This is a genomic window from Streptomyces albus subsp. chlorinus (assembly GCF_013302895.1).
Classification (GTDB): domain Bacteria; phylum Actinomycetota; class Actinomycetes; order Streptomycetales; family Streptomycetaceae; genus Streptomyces; species Streptomyces chlorinus.
Map to the genome: position 1 here is coordinate 6,167,423 of NZ_VJOK01000001.1, position 19,060 is coordinate 6,186,482.

A 19,060-nucleotide genomic window follows, 5' to 3' on the forward strand; every position below is an offset into this window, starting at 1 on the left:
GGATGCTGTCAGAGCAGCGTGAGCTGCGTACAACGGGTTTCCTCGGGCTCCGGGGCGTCCCCGTCCGGCCCGGCCTGGGGCCGGGGGTGCTCGATCCGTCGCGCCGCGCCCGGGGCCGAGGGGCCGACCCCGTACTCGGCGGCCAGTTCGTGCACCTGGCGTGTGATGCGCCGCTGGTACCACCTGGGCGCGTAGGCGCCGTCCGCGTAGAGCGCCTCGTAGTGCCGCACCAGGCGCGGGTGGTGCCGGTGCAGCCAGCGGAAGTACCACTCGCGGGCGCCGGGCCGCAGATGCAGCGCCAGCGGGGTGACCGAGGTGGCCCCCGCGGCCGCGATGGCCCGCACGGTGGTGCGCAACTGTGCCGGGGAGTCCCCCAGGAACGGGATCACCGGCGCCATCAGCACCCCGCAGGGAATGCCGTGCTCCGTCAGCCGCCGGACGACGTCCAGCCGGCGCTGCGGTGCCGGGGTGCCCGGCTCGACGGTGCGCCACAGGTCCTCGTCCGTGAAGCCGACGGACACCGAGATCCCGATGTCCGTGACGGCGGCGGCGGAGCGCAGCAGGTCGAGGTCGCGCAGGATGAGCGTGCCCTTGGTGAGGATGGAGAACGGGTTCGCGTGGTCGCGCAGGGCGGTCAGAATGCCCGGCATCAACCGGTAGCGCCCCTCAGCGCGCTGGTAGCAGTCGACGTTCGTGCCCATCGCGATGTGCTGACCGCGCCAGCGCGGGCTGCTCAGCTCCTTGCGCAGCAGCTCGGGCGCGTTCACCTTGACGACGATCTGGCTGTCGAAGCCCGCCCCCGTGTCCAGGTCCAGATAGCTGTGGGTCTTGCGTGCGAAGCAGTAGACGCACGCGTGGGAGCAGCCCCGGTAGGGGTTCACCGTCCATTCGAACGGCATGCGCGAGGCGCCGGGGACCCGGTTGACCAGCGAGCGGGCCCGCACCTCGTGGAAGGTCATTCCCCGGAACTCGGGAGTGTCGAACGTCCGGGTCACGGCGGAGGTGCCGAAGAGGGCGGGCGTCGCGGCCGGGTCACTCCCGTCCGGGTCCCTCAGCTCGTCCCAGCGCATGTGCGGCCTCCTCGGTGGTGGTGTCGCGTCCCTCTGGCGGCACTGTCGCTTGCTCGGACCACAGAATAGAACACCTGTTCCCAGTGGGCGTGTCAAGCCGGATTTGGGCGCCCGGGCCGGGGGTGATTGGCTGGGCGCTGGTCCGTCACCAGATCGTTCGGCTCCGCGCGGCAGGCGGGGCGACCAGCACAGGAGGAGTCATGGCGCAGGTCGAGGCGACCACGCAGCGGGAGATCGCCGCCGGGCCCGAGGAGGTGTTCGACGCGCTCGCCGACTACAGCGGGACCCGGGCCGAACTGCTGCCCGAGCAGTTCAGCGAGTACGAGGTGCGCGAGGGCGGCGACGGCGAGGGCACGGTCGTCCACTGGAAGCTCCAGGCGACGAGCAAGCGCGTCCGCGACTGCCTGCTGGAGGTCACCGAGCCCGCCGACGGCGAGCTGGTCGAGAAGGACCGCAACTCCTCGATGGTCACCACCTGGCGGGTCACTCCCGGCAGCGGCGAGAAGACCGCGCGGGTGACCGTCACCTCCGTCTGGAACGGCGCCGGGGGCATCGGCGGGTTCTTCGAGCGGACCTTCGCGCCCAAGGGCCTGGCCCGCATCTACGACCAGGTGCTGGCGCGGCTGGCGGCGAAGACGGAGGACAGGGCCGGGTAACCGCCCGGCCGCACCCGGTGGTGCCCCCGTCCCCTGGTCGGTCACCGGCGGGACGCCTCACCGGATCGGGTGGTTTCCCCGCGAGAGCGAGCGGACCGCGCGCGGACCCCTCTCGCGGGGAAAACCCCTGCTGGGCGGGCCAAAAGGCGCCCCGGGCAACAAAATTGGGCCCCACCGGCCCCACGCCGCGCACCTCGACCCTGCTTGAACGCCCTGGTCGTGCGATGCGAGAACTACTCCCCCACAGGCAGCGGCAAGGGGAGTGCGATGGGCGGGACGGGAACGAGGACGTACGGGGCTCAGTCGCCCGGTCCGAGCGCGGTCGAGGTCACGGTGGAACTGCCCGGCCACTGGGAGACACCTCTGCCCGCCACCCCCGTACCGGCGCCCGAGGCCACACCGGGCCCGGTCGGGGTCGCCTCGCCGCCTCGACCGCAGCAGGAGGGGGCACGGCCACCGCAGCAGGAGGCGGCACGGCCCGAGCAGCCGCGGCCGGGGGAGTCGCGGGCCGAACCGCCCGGCGGCCCGGGCCCCGACGGCTCCCCGGCGCCGGACGGCGGTCCGCGGCCGGACGCCGCCCTGAGCCCTGGCCGGATGCGCCTCGTCTTCGGCGCGCTGATGCTCTCCCTCCTGCTCGCCGCGCTCGAACAGACCATCGTCGCCACGGCACTGCCGAAGATCGTCGGTGACCTCGACGGGCTGCGGCAGATGTCCTGGGCCGTCACCGCCTACCTGCTGGCGGCGACCATCGGGCTGCCCATCTACGGCAAGCTCGGCGACCTCTTCGGCCGCAAGGGGCTCTTCCTCTTCGCCATCGGGATCTTCACCGTCGGCTCCGCGCTGGCCGGCTGGGCCGGATCGATGGAGGAACTGATCGTCTACCGCGCCGTCCAGGGCACCGGAGCGGGCGGCCTCATGATCGGCGTGCAGGCGATCATCGCGGACCTGGTGCCGCCCCGCGAGAGCGGCCGCTACATGGGCACGATCGGGGCCGCCTTCGGCCTCGCCTCCGTCGCCGGGCCGCTGCTGGGCGGCTGGTTCACCGACGACCTGTCCTGGCGCTGGTGCTTCTGGTTCAACGTGCCGGTGGGCCTGCTGGCACTCCTGGTCACCTCGTTCGCGCTGAAGCTGCCCCGCAACCGCGTGCGCCCCCGGCTCGACGTGCTGGGCGCGCTCCTGATGGCGGCGTTCTCCACCTGTCTGGTGCTGCTCACCAGCTGGGGCGGGACCACGTACGCGTGGGACGACCGCGTCATCCTCGGTCTCGGCGCCGGAGCACTGGTCAGCGGCGCGCTCTTCCTCGTCGCCGAGCGCTACGCGCCCGAACCCGTGCTGCCGCTGCGGCTGTTCCGCGACTCCGTCTTCACCATCATGGGCCTGGTGGGCGCCGCCGTCGGCATCGCCCTGCTCGGCGCCGCCAGCTACCTGCCCAGCTACCTCCAGATGGTCGAGGGCGCCAGCGCCACCTCCTCCGGACTGCTGCTGCTTCCGCTGATGTGCGGCGTCGTCCTCGCCTCCACCCTCGCCGGGCAGCTCATCTCCCGTACGGGGCGCTACAAGATCTTCCCCATCATTGGCTGCGCCCTCTCCGCCGAGGGCATGTGGCTGCTGTCCAAACTGGACGAGGACACCTCGCGGGAGGTCTTCGGCATCTGGTCCGGGATCCTCGGACTGGGCGTCGGCTTCGTGCTGCCCGTCCTGGTGCTCGCCGTGCAGAACTCGGTACGGCCGACCGACATCGGGGTCGCCACCAGCGCCAACAACTACTTCCGGCAGATCGGCGGCAGCGTCGGCGCCGCCCTCTTCGGCACGCTCCTGGCCCACCGGCTCGCGGACGCGCTCGCCCGCGAATTCCCCGGCAGCCAGGACAAGCTGCCCGACCCCGACTCCGTCACCCCGGAACTCGTGCGCGCCCTGCCCGGGCCCCTGCGCGACGGCTACATCCAGGCGTACGCGGACGCCATGCCGCGGATCTTCCTCTACCTCGTCCCGGTGCTCGTCCTCGGGCTGGCACTGGCCCTCTTCCTCAAGGAGAAACCACTGGTGTCACAGCACACGTCCGTGCCGCAGGCCCGCAACACCGACGCATCCTCCGACTGGCCGGAGCCCGGTACCAATGGCAACGGGAACGGCGGCCACCCCAACGGCGCCCACCCCAACGGCAACGGCACCGCGCCGGACCAGGCGTACCACCACGGGCCCACGGTGCCGACCACGCCGTTCACCGCCGGGGTCCCGGTCTGCGGCACCGTACGGCACCACGACGGCAGCACCGTGCCGCGGGCGGCACTCACCCTCGTGGACACCGCCGGCCGCCAGATCGGGCGCGGCGCCACCGGTGACGACGGGCGGTACGCGCTGAGCACCCCCGGCGAAGGCTCCTATGTACTGATCGCCGCCGCGGGCGGGCACCAGCCGCGCGCGGTCAGCGTCACCGTGGGCGAGCGGCCCGTGGACCTCGACGTGGTGCTCGGTGGCGCGGGACGGCTGGCGGGCAGCGTGCTGACGGCCGACGGCAACCCGGTCAGGGACGCGATCGTCACGCTGACGGACGTGCGCGGGGAGGTCGTCGCCACCACCCGCACCGGCCGGGAGGGCGGCTACGTCATCACCGAACTCGTCGCCGGCGAGTACACGCTGGCCGCCAGCGCGCCCGTCTACCGTCCCGCCGCCCTCCCGGTGTCCGTACAGGCGTCCAGGGAGACCCGGCAGGACATCGAACTGGCCGGCGGAGCTGTGCTGCGCGGCACGGTGCGCGCCAACGGCGGGCGGCCCGTCGAGGACGCGCGGGTGACGCTGCTGGACGCCGCGGGCAACGTCGTGGACACCGCCACCACCGCGGCCGACGGCGTCTTCCGCTTCGTCGACCTGGCCTCCGGGGAGTACACGGTGGTGGCCGCCGGCTATCCGCCGGTGGCGACCGTTCTGCAGATCGCGGGCGGCGGGCGGACGGAGCGCGACGTCCAGCTGGGGCACGAGGACTGAACCCGCCTCACCGGCTCCGTTCCGCTTCCGGCTCCGGTGCCGGTTCCGGCTCCGACCGCGCGAGCGAGGCTCCGGGCATGCGTGCGGGAGGCTCCGGGCATGCGTGCGGGAGGGGATGAGGCCCCGGTCCGGAGCGCGTGTCCAGGAGGGGATCGGACGGTGGAACGGGACGGGCGTCCGGGCCCGGGAACGGGACGGGGAGCCGGGGGCGCTTCCGACCGGTCGGGAGCGCCCCCGTGTGCTCCCGGCGCGCCACTCGTTCGGGGATTGCCACCCGCGCCGCTCTCCCGCCGCTCTACGGTGGTGGCTGTCGCGTGCGACGCGACGGGGGCCGGCCGCCGCCGGAAGAGAGGACAGGTCCGATGGGAAGCGAGCCGCACATCGACCGCGGGACCCGGCCCGAGGACACCCTCGTCGCCGTGCGAGGCTGCCTCCCGGCCGCCGCGGTGGCCATCGGAGCCCGCGGCACGGTCGTGCACTGGGGGGCCGGAGCGCGCGCGGTGTTCGGCCACCGGAGCGAGGAGGCCGTGGGCCGGCCCGCGAGTGAACTCCTCCCCATCACCGGGGCGTTGAACGCGACGGCGCGCGCCGGTGACCATCACTGGCTGGACGGCGTCGGCGACCTGGTGGGCGCGGGCGAGGCGATGACGGGCCGGGCCAGGGTGCCCGTGCCCGGCGGAGAACGGGCCGACGTGCTGTGGTGGGCCTACCCGCTGGCCGCGCCCGGTCCCTTCCGGCTGGTGGTGCTGGCCGCCCGCGCCGCCCGGTTGCAGCGTCACCGGGCGTTGCGGGGCACGCGGGTGGTGCCGGGTTTCGGCCCGTCGGCGTGGTATCCGGAAGCGGCGGAGCTGGCCGGACGGCTGCCGAGGATGCTGGGCCGCCCGCAGGGCAAGGCGGCGGGCCCGCTCGTCTCCCGCCTCCTGAGGTCCGGCTGCCCGGTGCTGGAGGTGCGCCGCCCCGTCCCTCGGCGCGACATGGCCTGCGCCAGGTGCTGAACTCCCAGGTCAGGGGCGGATGAACCACGATTCCGCGGGAGCACCTCACCCACCCGGGTGGAAAGAAGTGGTGTAGACCAGTGGAGTTATCCACAGGGGTGTCGTGGCGGATGGCGACCGCGTAACGTTCCGGACATGAAGATCCTCATCAGCGCCGACATGGAGGGCGCAACGGGAGTCACCTGGCCGGCGGACGTGCTGCCGGGCACGCCGCAGTGGGAGCGCTGCCGGGCGATGTTCACCTCCGACGTGGACGCCGCCGTCCGCGGTTTCTTCGAGGCGGGCGCTGACGAGGTGCTCATCAACGAGGCGCACTGGACGATGCGCAACCTCCTGCTCGAAAAGCTGGACGAGCGGGCCGAGATGCTCACCGGCAGGCACAAGTCCCTCTCCATGGTCGAAGGCATCCAGCACGGCGACGTGGACGGCGTCGCCTACATCGGCTACCACACCGGCGCGGGCAGCGAGGGCGTGCTCGCCCACACCTACCTCGCCAACTCCCTGACGGGCGTGTGGGCCGACGGCGTCCGGGCCGGCGAGGGCTATCTGAACACGCTGGTGACGGCCGAGTTCGGCGTGCCGGTGGTGCTGGTGACCGGTGACGACCGCACGATCGAGGACGCGAAGGGCTACGCGCCCGAGGCCCAGGGCGTCGCCGTCAAGGACTACGTCTCGCGGTACGCCGCCGTCTGCCGCCCCCCGGCCCGCACGGCGGGCGAGATCCGCGACGCGGCCCGCCGCGCGGCCCCGCTGGCCGTGCGCCGCACCCCGCCCGAGCCCGAACCCCACACCATCGAGATCGAGTTCGACGCCGAGCACCTCGTGGGAGCTGCCACCGTCGTGCCCGGCGTCGAGAGGTCCGGAGAGCGCCGGGTGTCCTACACCTCGCCCAGTGCCTATGAGGCGATCCGCTGCTTCAAGGCCGTCACGACTGTCGTCTCCTCTGCGGTGGAGGAGCAGTATGGCTGAGCGGCACAGGCCGGAAGAGGGCACGGCGACGCCCGGACCCGCCGGCCATCTCGACGCACAGGTCTTCGACGAGGTCGTCACCGCGACCTCCGAACTGATCCGGCTCGACACCACCAACCGGGGCGGTGGCGACGGCAACGAACGGCAGGCCGCCGAATACGTGGCCGCCGGGCTCGCGGACGCGGGCATCGAGCCGCGCCTCCTGGAGAAGAAGGCCGGGCGCACCAACGTCGTCGCCCGTATCGAGGGCACCGACCCCTCGGCGGGCGCGCTGCTGCTCCACGGTCATCTCGATGTCGTCCCCGCCCAGGCGGAGGACTGGAGCGTCCACCCCTTCTCCGGCGAGGTGAGGGACGGGGTGGTGTGGGGGCGCGGCGCCATCGACATGAAGAACGCCGACGCCATGGCGCTCTCCCTCGCCCGCGCCTGGTCCCGCGCGGGCGTGCGGCCGCCCCGCGACATCGTCCTCGCCTTCACCGCGGACGAGGAGGACAGCGCGGAGTTCGGCTCGGACTTCCTGGTGCGGGAGCACCCCGAGCTGTTCGAGGGCTGCACCGAGGGCATCAGCGAATCCGGCGCCTTCACCTTCCACGCGGGCGGCATGCGGCTCTACCCGGTCGCGGCGGGGGAGCGCGGCACGGCCTGGCTCAAGCTGACCGCACACGGCAGGGCGGGCCACGGCTCCAAGGTCAACAGGGCGAACGCCGTCAGCCGTCTCGCCGCCGCGGCGCACCGCATCGGGGAGTACGCATGGCCGGTGCGGCTCACCCCCACCGTGCGGGCCGCGCTGGCCCGGCTCGCCCAGCTGCACGGGCTGAGCCCGCTCGGCCCGGACGCGAAGGACGCCGACGTCGACGCGCTGCTCGCCCGGCTGGGAGCGGCCGCCGCGCTGGTCGAGCCCACGGTGCGCAACAGCGCCAACCCCACCGTGCTGGAGGCCGGTTACAAGGTCAACGTGATCCCGGGGACGGCCACCGCACGCGTGGACGGACGGATGCTGCCCGGCGCCGAGGAGGAGTTCCACACCACCCTCGACGAACTGACCGGCCCCGATGTGCACTGGGAGTTCCAGCACCGCGAGGTGCCGCTCCAGGCTCCGGTGGACTCGCCCCTGTTCGCCGCCATGACCGAGGCCCTCGAACACTTCGACCCCGGCGCCCACGCGGTGCCCTACTGCATGTCGGGGGGAACCGACGCCAAGCAGTTCTCCCGCCTCGGCATCGTGGGCTACGGCTTCACCCCGCTCAAACTGCCCGAGGGCTTCGACTACCAGGCACTCTTCCACGGAGTGGACGAGCGCGTGCCGGTCGAGGCCCTGCACTTCGGCATCCGCGTCCTCGACCGCGCCCTGCTCGCCGGCGGCACCCGCGGCACCGCGCCCGACCCCGGCGGCCCGTCCACCGCCCGCTCCCCGTCCGCCCACGACGCGACCGCCCCGTCAGGAGGCTGACCACCATGACCACCCAGGCCCCCTACGGCACCTGGCCCTCACCCATCGACGCGGGACTCGTCGCCGCGCACGACGGGCGGCCCGAGTTCCTCGGCTCCGTCGGTGAGGAGCTGTGGTGGACGGCGCCGCGCCCCGAGGAGGGCGGACGCCGCGCGCTGATGCGGTGCGCCGCCGACGGCCGGCCCCCGGTCAGCGTGCTGCCCGCGCCGTGGAACGTGCGCAACCGCGTCATCGAGTACGGCGGCCTGCCCTGGGCGGGAGCGCCCCGTGCCGAGGGCGGTCCCCTGGTCGTCTTCACCCACTTCGCCGACCAGCGGCTCTACGCCCTCGAACCGGACGCGCCGGACGCCGAGCCGCGGCCCCTGACCCCGCTCTCCGACGTCACCGACGGGGGCCTGCGCTGGTGCGACCCGGTGGTGCTGCCCGAACGGGGCGAAGTGTGGTGCGTGCTGGAGGAGTTCACCGGCGAGGGCCCCACCGAGCTGCGACGGCTGCTGGCCGCCGTCCCCCTGGACGGCTCGGCCGCCGGGGACCGCGGCCGGGTGCGGGAGCTGACCGGGGACGGCGACCGGTTCGTGACCGGGCCGCGCCTCTCGCCGGACGGCACCCGTGTGGCCTGGCTCGCCTGGGACCACCCCGCCATGCCCTGGGACGGCACCCGGGTCATGACCGCGCGGATCCTTGGTGACGGCACGCTGGGGTCGCCGCGGGCGGTCGCGGGAGGCCCCGAGGAGTCGGTGGCCCAGGCGGAGTTCGCACACGACGGCTCGCTGCTCATCGCCACGGACGCCAGCGGCTGGTGGAACCTCCAGCGGATCGACCTGGCGGCGGCCGAGGCCGCCGGCCCCGGGCGGGGATCGGCCGCCGCGCGGGTGCCGCTGTGTCCGCGCGAGGAGGAGTTCGCGGGCGCGGCCTGGAAGATCGGCCAGCGCTGGTTCGCGCCCCTGCCCGGCGGACTGGTCGCGGCGCTGCACGGCCGGGGCGCCCAGCGGCTGGGCGTGCTCGACCCGGAGACGGGCGAACTGGTGGACGCGGCCGGTCCGTGGACCGAGTGGGCGGCCTCGCTCGCCGTCGTCGACTCCCGCGTCGTCGGTGTGGCCGCCAGCCCGCGCACCTCCTACGAGATCGTGGAGCTGGACACCCGCACCGGGCACACCGTGGTCCTGGCGGCCCGGCACGAGGACCAGGTGGACCCGGCCTACTACCCCGAGCCGCAGATCCGCACGTTCACCGGCCCGGACGGGCGCGACATCCACGCCCACGTCTACCCGCCGCACCACCCCGACCACACGGCGCCCGCAGGCGAGCTGCCGCCGTACGTGGTGTGGGTGCACGGCGGTCCCACCAGCCGCTCACCCCTCGTCCTCGACCTGGAGATCGCCTACTTCACCTCCCGGGGTATCGGTGTCGCGGAGGTCAACTACGGCGGCTCGACGGGCTACGGCAGGCAGTACCGCAACCGGCTGCGGCAGCAGTGGGGAGTCGTGGACGTCGAGGACTGCGCGGCTGTGGCGCGCACCCTCGCGAGCGAGGGGACCGCCGACGCGGCCCGGCTCGCCATCCGGGGCGGCAGCGCGGGCGGCTGGACCAGCGCGGCTTCCCTGACCTCGCCGCTGACCGAGGGCCTGTACGCCTGCGGCACCATCACCTATCCCATCCTCGACCTGACGGGCTGGGCCACGGGCGAGACCCACGACTTCGAGTCGCGGTACCTGGAGTCCCTGGTCGGTCCCCTCGCCGAGGTGCCGGGCCGCTACCGCGAGCGCTCCCCGCTGCACCGAGCACAGCGGGTCTCGGTGCCCTTCCTGCTGCTGCAGGGGCTGGACGACGTGATCTGCCCGCCCGTCCAGTGCGAGCGCTTCCTGGAGCAGGTCAAGGGCAGAGGCGTGCCCCACGCCTACCTGGCCTTCGAAGGGGAGGGGCACGGCTTCCGGCGGGCCGAGACCATTGTCCGTGCCGTGGAGGCCGAACTGGCCCTCTACTCAGAGACGTTCGGGCTCGGCAGGGAGGACGTCCCACGTCTGGAGACGCGAACATGAGCATCCCGCCGCTCCCCGAGGGCGAGCCCGCCCCGGACCTGGCCGACCCCCACGCCCTGCTGGAGGGCTACCTCGACTACTACCGCGGCAGCCTGCTGCGCAAGGCCGCCGCACTCGATGAGGACGAGCTGCGCCGCAGCCGGCTCCCGTCGGGCTGGACCCCGCTGGAGCTGATCCGGCACCTCCAGTACGTCGAACGGCGCTGGCTGGAGTGGGGGTTCGCAGGCCGGCAGGTCCCCGACCCCTGGGGCGACCGCGGCACCGGGAAGGCCGAGGACCGCTGGGAGGTGCCCCGGGGAACGAGCACGCGGGAGGTCCTGGACGCCTTCGCCGCGCAGTGCGACCGCTCCCGGCGGGTCACCGCGGAGGCCGCACTCGGCCAGCGCGCCGCAGTCGGAGGCCGCTTCCCCACCCCGGAGGAAGCTCCGAGCCTCGCCTGGATCCTCTTCCATCTGCTCCAGGAGTACGCGCGCCATGTCGGCCAGCTCGACGTGGCCGTCGAGCTGGCGGGTGGCGGAACGGGGGAGTGACGACTCGCGCGGAGGCCCCTTCGTCGGGCCCGGCCGCCGGACTCCTACAGGCGCCACCCCTACAGGCCCGCCACCTCCGCGAGGACGCGGGCCTGGCGCAGCAGGGTGATGCTGTCGTCGAGGTCGTCGTCCTCGTCGACGGTCCACAGGGCGTACTCGACGTGCCGGGCCACCGACCAGGCGCGGACGCGGTCCACATCCTCACCGAGCGCGTCGGCGAGCAGCGCCGTGCGGTGGCGCAGCACGCGGTGCGGGTCGGAGTGGTCGAAGGGGTCGTCCACCTGTTCCAGCAGGGGCCAGGGATCGAAGGCGGGGTCGCCGGTCATGGGCTTGGGGTCGATGGCGAGCCACGGGGAGCGCCCGGAGGCGAGGACGTTGCCGGGGTTGAAGTCGCCATGCAGCAGGACCTCGCGGCTTGCGGTGCGGGGCAGTTCGCGGAACAGCCGCGCGGCCAGACGGTAGAGGCCGGTGTCCAGTTCGGCGGGCCACGGGCGGGCGGCGTGCTGCTCGGCGAGCCGGGCCCAGGCGTCGGTCGTGTCCGTGAGGGAGGTGATGCCGCACGCCTCGGCCTCGGTGACGTCGGCCGTCCACAGACGGCGCAGTACCCCGGCGGCGGCGATCAGCCGCTCGTCGGCCGGGAGGTCCTCGGCGCTGTCGAGTTCGGTGCCCGGTTCCGCCCGCTCCAGGAGCAACGCCCAGGCGTCGGCGTCCTGGTCCAGCAGTCGGACGGCGCCCTCTCCGTTCCAGAGCCGGAGAGCCGCGCCCTCCGTCCGGGCCTCGGGGTGCGGCCAGGTCAGTTTGAGGACGGCACGGCTGCCGTCGGGCCTCTCGGCCGGTGCGGCCCAGGAGCAGTGCCCGCCGTGGAACGGTGCGCCGAGTCGTAGCTGCCAGAGCTCGCGCGTCTTCTCCACCAGCGCGGGCAGCCCCGCCAGCCAGGCGCGCCCGTCGTCGGTCCGGCTCATGTCGGTGAGCACGGGCAGGGTCGGGGGAAAGAGCGCGGCGGGTGAGAGGACCGGTGGTGCGGGTGCGGAGGCGGGCGTGGGCACGGGGTCGGGGGAGAGTTCGGTGGTCACGGCGCTGTCCTTGACGGTCGTCTGCGGTGATGGTCGCAGCGTTCGGGCAGGGGCCGCACCACCGTACGGTGTCGGTCCTGGATGTCCCGACCGGTTTCCCCCGGGCTGCCCCACCGGCCCTGGTCGCCTCCCACCGGCCCTGGTCGGCCCCCATCGGCCCGTTCGGTCCGCAACGGCCCTCATCGGTCTCCCTCGGCGTGGGTCGTCCAGCCGGTAGCCGGTCAAGAACGAGTCGGCCGGTGGTCGGCACCGGTAGGACAGCGGTCGGGTCCGGCCGGGCGGGGGCCGAGTCCCGGTCGGGCGGGGGTCGGCCGGCTCGGGGCTCGGCCGAGGGGAGTGGGGCGGGGGGCTCGGTGGGGCGGGTTCGTCGTCCGTTCGGGTACCGTCACGGCATGACGAGTGCCGCAGCCGGTACCACCGATCCCGCCCGTGCTCCCGTCGTCCACGTACTGCGCGTCTCCGAGCGCGCCGCCGAGACCAGGGAGGCCGGAGCCCTCGCGCCGCTGTCGGACGAGGAGCGGGACCGCGCAGCGCGGTTCGTACGGCCCGTCGACCGCGATCGTTATCTGGTCGCTCACCTGGCGCTGCGCAGGGAACTGGGCGCGCTGCTCGGGCTGGATCCGGCGCGGGTGCGCTTCACCCGCGCCGACTGCCCGGTCTGCGGGGAACCGCACGGGAGGCCTTCGGTTCCCGGGGACCCGGTGCACTTCTCGCTGTCGCACGCCGGCGACGTCGTTCTGCTCGGCTTCGCCGCCGTGCCCATCGGCGTGGACGTCGAACGGCATCCGAGCGTGACCACCGCCACCGAGACGGCGAGGGCGCTGCACCCGCGCGAGCGTGAGGAGCTGGCCGCCGTTCCGCCCGACGGGCTGCCCGCCGCCTTCGCCCGCTGCTGGACGCGGAAAGAGGCCTACCTCAAGGGCACCGGGGCCGGGTTCGGCGAGGATCCCGCCGTCACCTATGTCGGCGCCCTCGACCGTCCCGGACGGCCGCCGGGCTGGCGGCTGGCCGACCTGGCCGCGCCGCCCGGTTACGCCGCCGCGAGCGCGCTGCGGGAGTCCGACACGAACGGGTGATGTACGGGCGGACGTCCGCGCGACCGGTCCGGCCCCCGCCGGCGCACCGCATCGGCCGCAGGGCCCGCACCGGCCGGAGGAACGCACCGGTCGGCGGACCGGTTCGGGCGCGTTCGGCCGCGGTGGAGGATCTGGCGCCCGGGCAGCGGAGCGTGTTCCATGGTCATCGGGGGTCCCGGTCAGGCGGCGGCGCCCGTGGACGACGTATGGATGAAGCGAGGTTGCCGTGGGCACGACTGTACGACGCAGTACCCGGACCCTGCCCGCCGCGCCGCTCGGTCCCGAGAACCCCCTGCCCGCGCTGCTGCCGCCGGACGAGGCCCACACGCTCACGGAGTCCGAACGGGCCGCGCTGCCCGCCGGGATGGCGCGGCAGGTCGGTTACGGGCCGCTGCGTTCCGTGCTGCCGGTCCGGGTCCTGGACGGGTACGGGCGGGAGCGGACCCCCACCGTGTTCGAGGCGCTGGTGCTGGAGAACGACCGGCTGCGCGCCACCGTGCTGCCGGGGCTCGGCGGCCGGGTCGCCTCGCTCTTCCACAAGCCGTCCGGCCGGGAACTCCTGTATGCCAACCCGGTCTTCCAGCCCGCCGACTTCGCGCTCAACGGCGCCTGGTACTCCGGCGGCATCGAGTGGAACATCGGCGCCACGGGGCACACGACGCTCTCCTGCGCGCCCCTGCACGCGGCGCGTGTGCCCGCGCCGGACGGCGACGGCGCCATGGTGCGGCTGTGGGAGTGGGAGCGGCTGCGTGACACCCCGTTCCAGGTGGACCTGTGGCTGCCCGACGAGTCGGACTTCCTCTACGTCGGGGTGCGCGTCCGCAACCCGCACCACCGCACCGTGCCCGTCTACTGGTGGTCGAACATCGCCGTCCCCGAGGACGAGGGCACCCGCGTCCTGGCGCCCGCGGAGGAGACCTGGTACTTCGCGTACGAGCGCAGGCTGCGCCGGATCACCGTCCCCGAGTGGCAGGGCACCGATCTCACCTACCCGTTGAACAGCCGGTTCCCGGCCGACTACTTCTACGAGGTGCCCGAGGGCGGGCGGAAGTGGATCGCCTCGCTCGACGAGAAGGGGCAGGGGCTCGTCCAGACCTCCACCGATCTGCTGCGCGGACGCAAGCTGTTCGTCTGGGGCGCGGGGCCGGGCGGCCGGCGGTGGCAGCAGTGGCTGACCGAGCCGGGCACGCCCGGGTACGCCGAGATCCAGGCCGGCCTGGCCCGCACCCAGCTCGAACACGTCCCGCTGGAGGCCGGCGGGGAGTTCGCCTGGCTGGAGGCGTACGGGCCACTGGCCGCCGACCCCGCGGCGGTGCACGGCGCCGACTGGACGACGGCACGGGCCCACACCGAGCGGCGGCTGGAGGCCGCGCTGCCCCGCGCCACCGTGGACGCGGCGTTCGCGGCATGGCGGCCGTACGCCGACGCCGAGCCGGAGGCCGAACGGCTGGCACCGGGTTCCGGCTGGGGAGCGCTGGAGGTGGAGCGGGGCCGCTTCACCCTGCCCGGCACGCCGTTCCCGGCGGGGACCCTCGGCCCCGACCAGCGTCCGTGGGCCGAGCTGCTGCGCACCGGAACGCTGCCGTGCGGCCCGGACAGCGCGCCGCCCGGCCCCACGCTGGTGGCTCCCGAGTGGCGCGAGCTGCTGGAGTCCGCGCACCCCGACGAGGGGGATTCCGGGTGCGAGCTGGACTACCACCTGGGCGTCGCCCAGTGGCACGCCGGGGACCGCTCGCAGGCGGTACGCAGCTGGGAGCGGTCCGTGCAGCGGGCGGGCGAGCGGGGGCCGCGCTGGCCCGCGCTGCGCTGCCTGGCTGTCGCCGACCGGCAGGACGGCAACGACCCCCGCGCCGCCGAGCGTTACCTCGCGGCTGTCGAGGACGCCCGCCGGTGTCTGGCCGGGGAGGAGGAGCCGGCCGTCGCGGCACGGTGGGCGCTGGCCAGGGAGGCGGTCGAGGCACTGCTGGCCGCCGACCGCCCCGACGAGGCCGCGTGCGTCCTCGACACGGTCCCCGAGGCGGGGCGCCGCGGCCGCTTCCACCTGCTGCGGGCCCGCGTGCTGCTGGCCCGGGGGGAGGCGGCCGAGGCCCGTGCCGTCTTCGACGGCGACTTCGAGGTCGAGGACCTGCGGGAGGGCGAGGAGGCGCTGAGCGATACGTGGGCGGCCCTCACGGACGACCCGCTCCCGGCGCGCTACGACTTCCGAATGCGGCCGTGACCCCCGGTACGGAAGCGGGTGGGCCTGGTGCGGGAGCGGGTGACCCTTGGTGCGAGAGCGGAACGGTCCCCACTTCCGCGGTGCCCCACCCCGCGCCGCGGGCCCCACTTCGCGGCGCGGGCCCCACTTGGCGGCGCGGGACCTCAGTCGTGTGGGGCGTTCTTCCTGTCCACGTACTCGAAGACGCTCCCGTCCGGGTGGCGGGCCACCAGGTTGCGGCCGATGGGGGTGGGCTTGGGGCCCGCGATGATCTGGGCCCCGACGGTGTGCAGGTCGGCCAGCGCGTCGTCCACGTCCTTCACGGCGAGCGTCGCCTTGACCTTGCTGAGCACCTCGAGGTGCGCCTCGGGGCCGCTCATCAGGAAGAAGGGGCCCACGGCGGCGACCTCCACCGGGCCGTTCTGGAAGCGCACCGCCTCCGCGCTCGCCAGCCGCTCGTACACCGGTACGGCGGCGTCCAGATTGTCGACGCAGATACGCAACGAGGTCCCCAGAATATCCATGGCCCCACCCTAGGGCGGGGCCGCCGGTCCTGCCGAATGCCGGGTGCGCAGTGCGGAGTTGCACGGGCCGGAGGCGCACGGACACCGGCTCCTCCGGTCCGACGGTCCGACGGTCCGAAGCGTCCGGTCCGAAGCGTCCGGTCCGAAACGCGTCCGGCCTGAAAGCGCGTCCGCGCCGGAAACGCGTCCGCGCCGGAACCTGTCCGCGCCACAAGGTGTCCGCGCCGCAACACGTCCCGGCGCCCGAGCCGTCCGGTCAGCGCCGGCAGAGGACTTCGCCGTGGACGACGGTGAACCAGCCGTCCTCCTCCGCGCCCCAGGCGCGCCACGCCTCCGAGATCCGCCGCAGCTCGTCGCGGGTGGCCAGGCCGTTGTCGACCGCGATGTCGGCGTAGTCGGAGGCCACTGTGCGGTCCGCCCACAGCCCGCTCCACCATGCGCGCTCGGAGGGGGAGGAGAAGCACCATGTGCTGGTGGTCACCCGTACGTCGGTGAAGCCCGCGCGGCGTGCCCAGGCGTGCAGGCGGCGCCCGGCGTCCGGGGCGCCGCCGTTGGCCCGCGCGACGCGGCGGTAGAGGTCCAGCCACTCGGGCATGCCCGGCACCTCCGGGTACCAGAGCATGCCGCCGTGGTCCGCGTCGCGGACGGCGACCAGCCCGCCGGGCGCGCACACCCGGCGCATCTCCCGCAGCGCGCCGACCGGGTCGCCCACGTGCTGGAGCGTCTGGTGGGCGTGGACGACGTCGAACGAGCCGTCCGCGAAGTCGAGCGCGTGGACGTCGCCGGTCGTGAACGCAACGTTGTCCAGGCCGCGTTCCGCCGCCGTCCGACGCGCCTGCTCCAGTACTCCGGCTGCCGCGTCGAGGCCGGTGACCGAGCCGTGCGGCACCAGCCCCGCGAGGTCGGCGGTGATGGTGCCGGGGCCGCAGCCGATGTCCAGCACCCGGTGGTCGGGGCGCAGTTCGGCGAGCAGGTAGGCGGCGGAGTTCGCGGCGGTGCGCCAGCGGTGCGAGCGCAGGACGGACTCGTGGTGGCCGTGCGTGTAGACGGCGGTCTCGTGTGCCATGCGTGCACCTTAGATAGGCATCTTGGTATGTGAGCAAGAGTGTCTCGTATTGTGGTCAGCTCCTTCCCGCCCCGTCACCCCGGCACCCTGTCCATCCCATCCCCCCGTCACTCGTCATCCCGTCGCCCCAGCCCCGCATGGCCGCCCCGGCCCGGTTGCCCCTGTGAGGAAAGGGAGTTGACCGGGTGCGCATCGGTACGTTTGTCGTTCCGGTTGCCGGGCACCCGCACGCCAGTGCTTCGGAAAGCAGGCACATCCGCGGGAGCGACCTGCGTGTCCCAGCTCGCCCCGCCAGTGCCTGAAGCTCCCGCGGTGACTGTCCGACGAGACGACCGCCAGGGGAGCACCGCCGATGACCGCGCGCACGAAACGCCAGAGGCACCCGCACGACGACGCGCCCGACACCACGGCCGAGTTCCGGCGCATCGCCGAACTGCCCGACGGACCGGAGAAGGAAGAGCTGCGCCAGCGCGTGGTACGCGCCTGGATGCCGATGGCCGGGCGGCTGGCCCGGCACTTCCGCAACCGGGGGGAGGCGCTCGAAGACCTCGAACAGGTTGCCGCGCTCGGCCTGGTCAAGGCCGTGGCACGCTACGACCTCTCCCGGGGCTGCGCCTTCGAGAGCTTCGCCGTGCCGACGATCGTCGGCGAGGTGAAGCGGCACTTCCGCGACCATATGTGGGGCCTGCACGTGCCCCGCCGCGTCCAGGAACTCCGCAACCGCGTGCGGATCAGCCAGCGCGAACTGAGCTGCTCCCCGGACGGGCGCAGTCCCTCCGTCCGGCAGATCGCCGAGCACAGCGGGCTGAGCGAGGAGGACGTGCTGCTGGGCATGGAGGCGCTGGAGAGCTACAGCACGCTGTCCCTGGACGCCGAACTGCCCGGCGCCGACGACGGGTACTCCCTCGCCGACACGCTCGGCGGCCCCGAACCCGGCTTCGACCAGGTGGTCTACCGGGAGGCCGTGAAGCCGAGGCTGCGCCGGCTGCCCGAGCGCGAGCGGCGCATCCTCTACATGCGCTTCTTCTGCGACATGACGCAGAGCCGGATCGCCGAGCAGCTCGGAATCTCGCAGATGCACGTCTCGCGGCTCATCAGCCGCACCTGCACCCGTATCCACCGCGAGGTGGAGGCCGACCGGCGCCTGGAGCGCGCGGCCCCCGGTGCCGCCGCGTCCCCTGCCGCCGCCGCGTCCCTGCCGCCTCCGCCGATTGCGCCCCGCCCTCCGCCGATGGGGCCCGGCGCTCCGCCGGCGGTGCCCGGCCCTCCTCCCCGTCCCCCGATTCCCGGCCCGTCGACGCCCCGGCCGAGGAAGCGCGGCGCGAGCGTGAGGCCGCCCGGCGGACGGCCACTCGCCGTACCGCGACCCGGCAGGACGCCGCGAGGCAGCGGACCCACCGCCGTGAGGCCACCCGCACCGGCGGGCGCGTCCGCCGCGACCACGTCGCCGCCCCCACCGCGGCCTGACGCGCGGCCCCGCGCCCTGATCGCACCGCACGTGTCGCCGGTGCCGGTGTCACCTGCGTCTGCCAAGGTGGAACCAGGCAGCTTGTGTGATCTACGGGTAGGCAGGAGATATGCGGCCAACGGACGAGGGGGCGGCCACGGGCGCGGGGTCGCGCACGGCCCCCTCCGTGCTGCCGCTGCGCGAGGCCGCGTGCCGCTACTGGCGGCGGCGCGGCCTGCCGACGGACCCGGTGCAGGTGGCCGTCGCCCCCGGCGCGCCCCTGCTGCTCCTCGCCGTCCTGGCCGCGGCCGGCGGGCGTGACCGGCCGGACGACCCCGGCAGTGTGCTGCTGCCGCACCCCTGTTCGTCCTGGTACGGCCCCCAGGCGCGAGCGCTGGGGCGGGCGGTGCACACCGTGCCGGTGCCGGTGGAGTGCGGCGGGACGCCCGATCCGTTCGCCCTGCTGGAGACGGTGCGCCGGGCCCGCGGCGCGGGACAGGCGCCGCGGGTGCTGGTGCTGTCGGTGGCCGACGACGTCACCGGGACGGCCGCGCCGCCCGAACTGCTGCACGAGGTGTGCGAGGCCGCCGTCGACGAGGGCCTGCTGATCGTCAGCGACGAGAGCTGGCGCGACACCTCCCACGATCCGCACGACACCGTGTTCGTCAGCCCGGCGGAGATGCTGGCCGGGACCGAGCAGGCCGATCACGTGGTGGTCCTCGCCGAACTCGGCTCCGCGCTGCTGCCGCCGGACCTGCGCGCGGGGATCGCCCGGTTCCCCGGCGCGGGGCGCGGGCGGCTGCTGGGCGAACAGGTGCACGAGGCGCTGGGCGCGCTCCACGCCCCGCTGCCCGGCCAGGTGGCCGCCGTCGCCGCCGAGGCGCTGAGCGAGCCCGAGCCGCTGCTCGCCCGCCGCGCCGCCGAGGCCGGACTGCGGGGCACCCTGGCCCGCGCGCTGCACTCCGCGCTCGTCGGCGCCGGAG

Annotated in this window: 14 protein-coding genes and 1 pseudogene; 11 read left to right on the top strand and 4 right to left on the bottom strand. The window is 74.2% G+C overall.

Translation table 11 applies throughout. The features are described from left to right. Positions 1 to 8: 8 nt before the first annotated feature. Positions 9 to 1,070, bottom strand: a complete 1,062-nt coding sequence (locus FM076_RS26760) for an Rv2578c family radical SAM protein (RefSeq protein WP_173873452.1) — start codon at positions 1,068 to 1,070, stop codon at positions 9 to 11. Between the two features lie 200 nt (positions 1,071 to 1,270). On the opposite strand from FM076_RS26760, the gene FM076_RS26765 reads away from it, so the two are divergent. The 7 genes from FM076_RS26765 (at position 1,271) to FM076_RS26795 (ending at position 10,694) form a co-directional block, all read left to right on the top strand. Then, positions 1,271 to 1,726 carry an SRPBCC family protein gene (locus FM076_RS26765; RefSeq protein ID WP_173873453.1) on the top strand — a complete coding sequence of 152 codons (456 nt, stop codon included), beginning with the start codon at positions 1,271 to 1,273 and terminating at the stop codon, positions 1,724 to 1,726. A gap of 267 nt (positions 1,727 to 1,993) precedes the next feature. Next, positions 1,994 to 4,711 (top strand): MFS transporter, encoded by a 2,718-nt coding sequence (locus FM076_RS26770; RefSeq protein WP_243274646.1) that lies wholly within the window; start codon positions 1,994 to 1,996, stop codon positions 4,709 to 4,711. A 362-nt stretch (positions 4,712 to 5,073) separates the two neighbouring features. Continuing rightward, the gene (locus FM076_RS26775; RefSeq protein WP_173873454.1) at positions 5,074 to 5,706 is read left to right on the top strand and encodes a hypothetical protein; all 633 of its coding nucleotides are present in this window, start codon (positions 5,074 to 5,076) and stop codon (positions 5,704 to 5,706) included. 135 nt (positions 5,707 to 5,841) lie between these two features. Continuing rightward, positions 5,842 to 6,675: a M55 family metallopeptidase gene (locus FM076_RS26780; RefSeq protein WP_173873455.1), complete on the top strand. Its 834-nt coding sequence runs from the start codon at positions 5,842 to 5,844 to the stop codon at positions 6,673 to 6,675. After that, the gene (locus tag FM076_RS26785) at positions 6,668 to 8,125 is read left to right on the top strand and encodes a M20/M25/M40 family metallo-hydrolase (protein ID WP_173873456.1); all 1,458 of its coding nucleotides are present in this window, start codon (positions 6,668 to 6,670) and stop codon (positions 8,123 to 8,125) included. Before FM076_RS26780 ends, FM076_RS26785 begins: the two co-directional genes overlap by 8 nt. A gap of 5 nt (positions 8,126 to 8,130) precedes the next feature. Beyond that, positions 8,131 to 10,164, top strand: coding sequence for a prolyl oligopeptidase family serine peptidase (locus tag FM076_RS26790; protein WP_173873457.1), 2,034 nt, complete (start codon positions 8,131 to 8,133; stop codon positions 10,162 to 10,164). Further along, positions 10,161 to 10,694 (top strand): DinB family protein, encoded by a 534-nt coding sequence (locus FM076_RS26795; RefSeq protein ID WP_173873458.1) that lies wholly within the window; start codon positions 10,161 to 10,163, stop codon positions 10,692 to 10,694. Before FM076_RS26790 ends, FM076_RS26795 begins: the two co-directional genes overlap by 4 nt. A gap of 59 nt (positions 10,695 to 10,753) precedes the next feature. On the opposite strand, the gene FM076_RS26800 is transcribed toward FM076_RS26795, so the two are convergent. Then, positions 10,754 to 11,767 carry an aminoglycoside phosphotransferase family protein gene (locus FM076_RS26800; protein WP_345945244.1) on the bottom strand — a complete coding sequence of 338 codons (1,014 nt, stop codon included), beginning with the start codon at positions 11,765 to 11,767 and terminating at the stop codon, positions 10,754 to 10,756. Between the two features lie 392 nt (positions 11,768 to 12,159). Between FM076_RS26800 and FM076_RS26805 the strand changes: the two genes are divergently transcribed. Next, on the top strand, positions 12,160 to 12,843 hold the full coding sequence (locus tag FM076_RS26805) for a 4'-phosphopantetheinyl transferase family protein (RefSeq protein ID WP_173873459.1): 684 nt from the start codon (positions 12,160 to 12,162) through the stop codon (positions 12,841 to 12,843). Positions 12,844 to 13,069: 226 nt separating this feature from the next. Continuing rightward, positions 13,070 to 15,061, top strand: coding sequence for a DUF5107 domain-containing protein (locus FM076_RS26810; RefSeq protein ID WP_173873460.1), 1,992 nt, complete (start codon positions 13,070 to 13,072; stop codon positions 15,059 to 15,061). A 143-nt stretch (positions 15,062 to 15,204) separates the two neighbouring features. Here the strand turns inward: FM076_RS26810 and FM076_RS26815 are convergent, their stop codons facing one another. Both FM076_RS26815 and FM076_RS26820 read right to left on the bottom strand, forming a co-directional pair. Continuing rightward, complete coding sequence (locus FM076_RS26815; protein WP_173873461.1) at positions 15,205 to 15,564, bottom strand: VOC family protein; 360 nt, start codon at positions 15,562 to 15,564, stop codon at positions 15,205 to 15,207. A gap of 256 nt (positions 15,565 to 15,820) precedes the next feature. After that, positions 15,821 to 16,630: a methyltransferase domain-containing protein gene (locus tag FM076_RS26820; protein WP_173873462.1), complete on the bottom strand. Its 810-nt coding sequence runs from the start codon at positions 16,628 to 16,630 to the stop codon at positions 15,821 to 15,823. A gap of 352 nt (positions 16,631 to 16,982) precedes the next feature. Here FM076_RS26820 and FM076_RS26825 point away from each other — a divergent pair. Both FM076_RS26825 and FM076_RS26830 read left to right on the top strand, forming a co-directional pair. Then, positions 16,983 to 17,768: pseudogene (locus FM076_RS26825) on the top strand (SigB/SigF/SigG family RNA polymerase sigma factor); the annotation flags it as partial. Positions 17,769 to 18,333: 565 nt separating this feature from the next. After that, positions 18,334 to 19,060: aminotransferase class I/II-fold pyridoxal phosphate-dependent enzyme (locus tag FM076_RS26830; RefSeq protein ID WP_345945246.1), on the top strand; the 727-nt coding region annotated here is incomplete at its 3' end.